Origin of the sequence: Mycobacterium sp., from assembly GCF_035653355.1 — a bacterium.
Lineage (GTDB): Bacteria > Actinomycetota > Actinomycetes > Mycobacteriales > Mycobacteriaceae > Mycobacterium.
Window position 1 is genome coordinate 1 of sequence record NZ_DASRBZ010000075.1, and the last position, 4,804, is coordinate 4,804.

The window sequence follows — 4,804 nt, forward strand, 5'->3', positions numbered from 1 at the left end:
ATGGTGCGCTCGCGTGAGGTGGCAGCCCAATTCGCGACCCGGTTCGCTGCTCTGCTGGGCGTGCGCAGGCAGGACGCCGCGCACGCGCTGATGCAGGCGTCGCCTGCCGAGCTGGTAGCGGCCCAGAACCGCCTGATTGACCAGGGCATGGAGCAACGGCTGGGCGCGTTCCCGATCGGCCCGGTCTTCGGCGACGACTGTCTGCCGCTGGAACCGATCGAGGCCATGCGGCGCGGCAAAGCCCACCGGGTACCGCTGATCGTCGGCACCAACGCCGACGAAGGCCGGCTCTTCACCCGCTTCCTGCCGCTGTTGCCGACCACCGAACCGATGGTCGAGGCACTGCTGGCCGACACCGATCCTGCTGCCCGCGAGCGTATTACATCCGCCTATCCCGGCTATCCCGGTCGCTCCGCATGCGTGCGCCTTGGCGGCGACTTCGCGTTCAGCTCGGCCGCCTGGCAGATCGCTGAGGCGCATGGCAAGCACGCACCCGCCTATCTGTACCGATACGACTTCGCACCCCGACCACTGCACTGGTCGGGTCTGGGCGCCACCCATGCCACGGAGCTGCTCGCGGTCTTCGGCATCTACCGCAGCAAATTAGGCGCGTTGTTGACGGCCGGCGTCGACCGCTGGGCGGCACTACGTGTCACCCGAGAGATACAACGCCGCTGGCTTGCCTTCAGCCGCACCGGAATACCAGGTGACGGCTGGCCCGCCTACACCGAGCCGGAGCGGGCGGTCATGGTGTTCGACAGCAAGTCGCACGTCGAATACGATCCACATCCCGAGCGCCGGATGGCGTGGGAGGGTTTCTCGCTTGCACAGTGAAAACCCGGTCGCCCGAACCGCTCAGCCGGTCGTCGAACGACCAAGCGACATCACCGCCGACTGGCTAACGAGCACCCTGCAGGCACCCGTCGCCGATTTCAACGTCGAACGCATCGGCACCGGCCAGATGAGCGAGTGCTACCGCGTTCAGCTGACCTATGCCGGCGACGGCCCGCACGGACCCAAGTCGGTGGTGCTGAAGGTCGCGGCCACCGATCCGGTGAGCCGCCAGACCGGTCTGAACCTGGGACTCTACGAGCGAGAAGTGCGCTTCTACCGCGACATTGGACCGCGCCTGCGCGGCCCGGTCGCGCCGTGCTACCACGCTGCCTTCGACGCCGCAACCGGGGCCTTCGATGTGTTGCTCGGCGATGCCAGCCCCGCCGTAGTCGGCGACGAAATCCGTGGCGCCACAGCCGCGCAAGCCCGGCTCGCCGTCACCGAATTGGCCCACCTTCAGGGCCAACTGGTCGGCGACACCCGTCTTGCCGACGCGTCGTGGCTCAACCGCGATGCGCCCATCAACCAGGCGCTGATCGCGCAGCTCTACGCCGGCTTCCTCGACCGTTACGGCGAGCGGATATCGGCGCAGCACCGGCTGGTGTGCGATCGCCTCGTCGACGGATTCGACGCCTACCTGGCCGGCGAATCGAGTGACGACCACATCCACGGCTTGGTGCATGGCGACTACCGGCTGGACAACTTGCTTTTCGGCGCGGCCGGCTCCGATCGGCCCCTGACGGTAGTGGATTGGCAGACCGTCAGCTGGGGTCCGGCATTGACCGACCTGGCGTACTTCCTCGGCTGTGCGCTGCCGGTGGAAGAACGCCGCGAGCAGTACGACGATCTGCTGCGCGCCTACCACGAGGCACTCGGCAACAGCGCCCCACTGACATTGGCTGACATATATGAGGGTGTGCGCCGACAGAGCTTTTTCGGCGTGATGATGGCAATCGTCTCGTCGATGCTGGTCGAGCGCACCGAGCGAGGCGACGCGCTATTCATGACCATGCTGCAACGGCACTGCGAGCACGTGCTCGATACCGACGCGTTGGCGATCCTGACCTCGACGCCGCCCGCGCCGCTGCTTCCGGCGCACGACGACGAGTCCACGCACACCGCGACCGACGAACCGCTGTGGAGCGAAAGCTGGTACGCCGATTTCGCCGACGCTGCACAGGGTTTCGGCGGTTGGCTGCGCATCGGGCTGATACCCAACCAGCGCACCGCGTGGGTGCACGCACTGTTCTGTGGTCCCAACATCCCCACCGTTGCGGTGTCCGACTTCGACGTTCCGCTACCGGATAATCCGTGGCATCTGCGAACCAAGACAATCGAGTTCGGCCACGCCGCCGTCGAGCCGCTGCAGACCTACCGCGTCGTCGTGCACGCGCAAGGCCAGTCCTACACCGATCCGGCCGCTCTGCTGCGCGGCGAGCCCGGCCACCCTATCGACGTGGCGATGAAGCTGACATGGGAGACCGACGGCACGCCGTATCGGTATCGGTTGACCACGCGCTACGAAATTCCGTGCACAGTGTCCGGTCGCGTCACCGTCGGCGACACCACATACACCCTCGAGGCGATGCCCGGCCAGCGTGACCACTCATGGGGTGTGCGCGACTGGTGGAGCATGGATTGGCTCTGGAGCGCGCTGCATTTGGACGACGGCACCCATCTGCATGGCGTAGACATCCGGATTCCGGGCGCTCCAAAACTCTGCGTCGGCTACCTTCAGCAAAACGGCGGTAACCTTACTGAGCTGCACACCATCGACAGCCGAGAAACGTTCGGCAGCAACGGATTACCCGTAGCGGCAACGGTGACTGCCCATCCCGGTGACATCGTGGTGACCGCCGATGTGCGTGGCCATGCTCCCCTCCGGCTGGTCGCGGCCGATGGCCGCGTGAGCCAGTTTCCACGCGCGTGGGCAACCGTCACCACAGCCGACGGCCGTCATGGCGTTGGCTGGCTCGAATGGAACCGCAACGGATGGCAATCCATCCAGACCTGACCCATGGGAAGGCAGGCGCATCAAGGCCGATCGTCGTCATGGGGGTAACCGGCTCGGGTAAGTCCACAGTGGGCGCCGCACTGGCTCAACGACTTAGGGTGCCGTTCGCTGATGCCGATGCCTTCCACCCGCGGGTAAACATCGCCAAAATGGCCGCCGGTCAACCGCTGAACGACGAAGACCGCTTCCCGTGGCTGGAAGCAGTCGGGGAGTGGCTGGCCGCTCACCGCGACGGCGGCGTGATGAGCTGTTCGGCGCTCAAGCGAAAGTACCGCGACCAGTTGCGCCGACACTGTTCCGACATCGAATTCCTGCACCTGAGCGGGTCCCCGGAGCTCATCGGTCGTCGCCAGGCCGGCCGCATAGGGCATTTCATGCCTGCCGCACTGTTGAAGTCGCAATTCGACACGCTTGAACCGCTCGAGCCCGACGAGGGCGGTGTCGTCGTCGACGTCGACCAGGATGTCGAGGCGATCGTCGACACTTTCCTGTCGGGTTTTGCACCGCGGCGCAGCAGATGACGCCGATCGCACGGGGTGGCTAGCATACGGGTATCCCAGGTGGGAGGCAGCTGAACGATGTACCAGCTTCTGGTAGTGCTGACGGTGATCACGCACTATGCGTTCATCTGCTACGTCGTCGTCGGCGGATTCCTCGCCCTGCGCTGGCGTCGCACACTCTGGCTCCATATCGGAGCGGTGCTTTGGGGGACCGCCAGCGTGGTGGGCCACGTCGGCTGTCCGCTGACCGGCCTGGAACGCTGGGCGCGGCATAACGCCGGAATGCCGCCGCTGCCTTCGAAAGGGTTCATCGCCCACTACATCACTGGGGTGGTGTTTCCCGTTAGCTGGGCCGGCGCAGTACAGCTGGCAGCCTTCGCTGTCGTCGTTGCCTCGTGGGCGTTATACGCGTGGTCTGGCCGACAGATACCGATGCAGCCCGCGGATCGCGGAGCACCGCGTTAACTGCCGGTCAGCGCGCTGACCGCCCACGGGAACTCGGCGGCCCCGCTAACACATCTGGTTAGCGCTTGCGACGGGCCTTGGCACGTTTCCGTGCGGTGCTGGCCAATTCCTCGCCACGCTCCCGGGCGGTTTCGGCGAATTCGCTGCCGCGCTCGCGGGCAGTTTCGGCCAGTTCAGGTGCTCGCTGGCGAACGGTTTCCGCGAGTTCGGCTCCCCGCTCGCGCGCAGTCTCGGCGAGTTCGGCTCCACGCTCACGCGCAGTTTCAGTGAGTTCGCTGCCGCGTTCGCGCGCAACTTCGGCAAATTCGCTTCCGCGGTGGCGAGCGGTTTTCGCAAGCCTCCGCCCGCGGTGGCGAGCCGTCTCGGCGAGTTCGCGAATCCGGTCGCTCTCGGCCAGTTCTTCGCCGCGTTTACGTGCGGCCTCCAGCAGCGGTGCCCCCTTCTCTGCCGCGGTGCTGGCCAGTTCGCGGCCTCGTTCGGCGCTTACCTGAAGACCATGGCCGAGCTTCTCACCCAAAACCTCGGTGTCCAGCAGTGTTCCGTTGGACCCCGCAATCGGCAGCGCCCCGCTGACCGCCTCAGAAATCCGGCCCGCCGCCTGCCGGCCGCGCCACCCCAACGACGGCTTTCCGGCGGTGTCGGCAGACGCAATAATCAGGCCACCGAGCAGGCTCAGGTCGGTCAGGAAGTCGCGCCGCTTCTCGGCTTTGCGCTGCGGATCTGGTTCGCTCCAAAACATGTGCGCCCCAAGGCTGCCCGGAATAACTGTGCAGGCCAGCACGGCCGACGCAACGCGGGGCAGTTTGCCGGTGGCCAACAGCACGCCGCCGCCGACCTGGACGGCCGCGTTGACCCGTGCGAACGTCTCGTCGTCGGACGGCACTCTGGTACCGACTGGATCCGGTAACCTGCGCACACCCGCGGCTGCGGGCCGCGCGGCATCCGCGGCCGCGCTCGGGTTTCGCAATGTCTCTACACCTTGGCCGATGAA

5 protein-coding genes are annotated in these 4,804 nt (G+C 66.2%); 4 read left to right on the forward strand and 1 reads right to left on the reverse strand.

What is annotated here, in order from left to right; translation table 11 throughout:
- The 4 genes from VFA16_RS02445 to VFA16_RS02460 all read left to right on the forward strand — a co-directional run.
- On the forward strand, positions 1-834 hold an 834-nt coding region (locus VFA16_RS02445), incomplete at its 5' end, for a carboxylesterase family protein (protein WP_324966288.1).
- Positions 824-2,848 (forward strand): phosphotransferase, encoded by a 2,025-nt coding sequence (locus tag VFA16_RS02450; protein ID WP_324966289.1) that lies wholly within the window; start codon positions 824-826, stop codon positions 2,846-2,848. The genes VFA16_RS02445 and VFA16_RS02450, both read left to right, overlap by 11 nt.
- Positions 2,827-3,369 (forward strand): gluconokinase, encoded by a 543-nt coding sequence (locus VFA16_RS02455; protein WP_324966290.1) that lies wholly within the window; start codon positions 2,827-2,829, stop codon positions 3,367-3,369. Before VFA16_RS02450 ends, VFA16_RS02455 begins: the two co-directional genes overlap by 22 nt.
- Positions 3,370-3,426: 57 nt before the next feature.
- Entirely contained in the window at positions 3,427-3,813 is a 387-nt protein-coding gene (locus tag VFA16_RS02460; RefSeq protein ID WP_324966291.1) for a DUF2784 domain-containing protein, read from the forward strand.
- A gap of 58 nt (positions 3,814-3,871) precedes the next feature.
- On the opposite strand, the gene VFA16_RS02465 is transcribed toward VFA16_RS02460, so the two are convergent.
- Positions 3,872-4,804, reverse strand: a 933-nt coding sequence (locus VFA16_RS02465; protein ID WP_324966292.1) for a DoxX family membrane protein, incomplete at its 5' end; no start/stop codon positions are given.

Bases quoted from the DNA above. Each gene is read 5' to 3' on its own strand.
- VFA16_RS02455 (WP_324966290.1), top strand. From the start codon at position 2,827: ATGGCAATCCATCCAGACCTGACCCATGGGAAGGCAGGCGCATCAAGG.
- VFA16_RS02460 (WP_324966291.1), top strand. From the start codon at position 3,427: ATGTACCAGCTTCTGGTAGTGCTGACGGTGATCACGCACTATGCGTTC.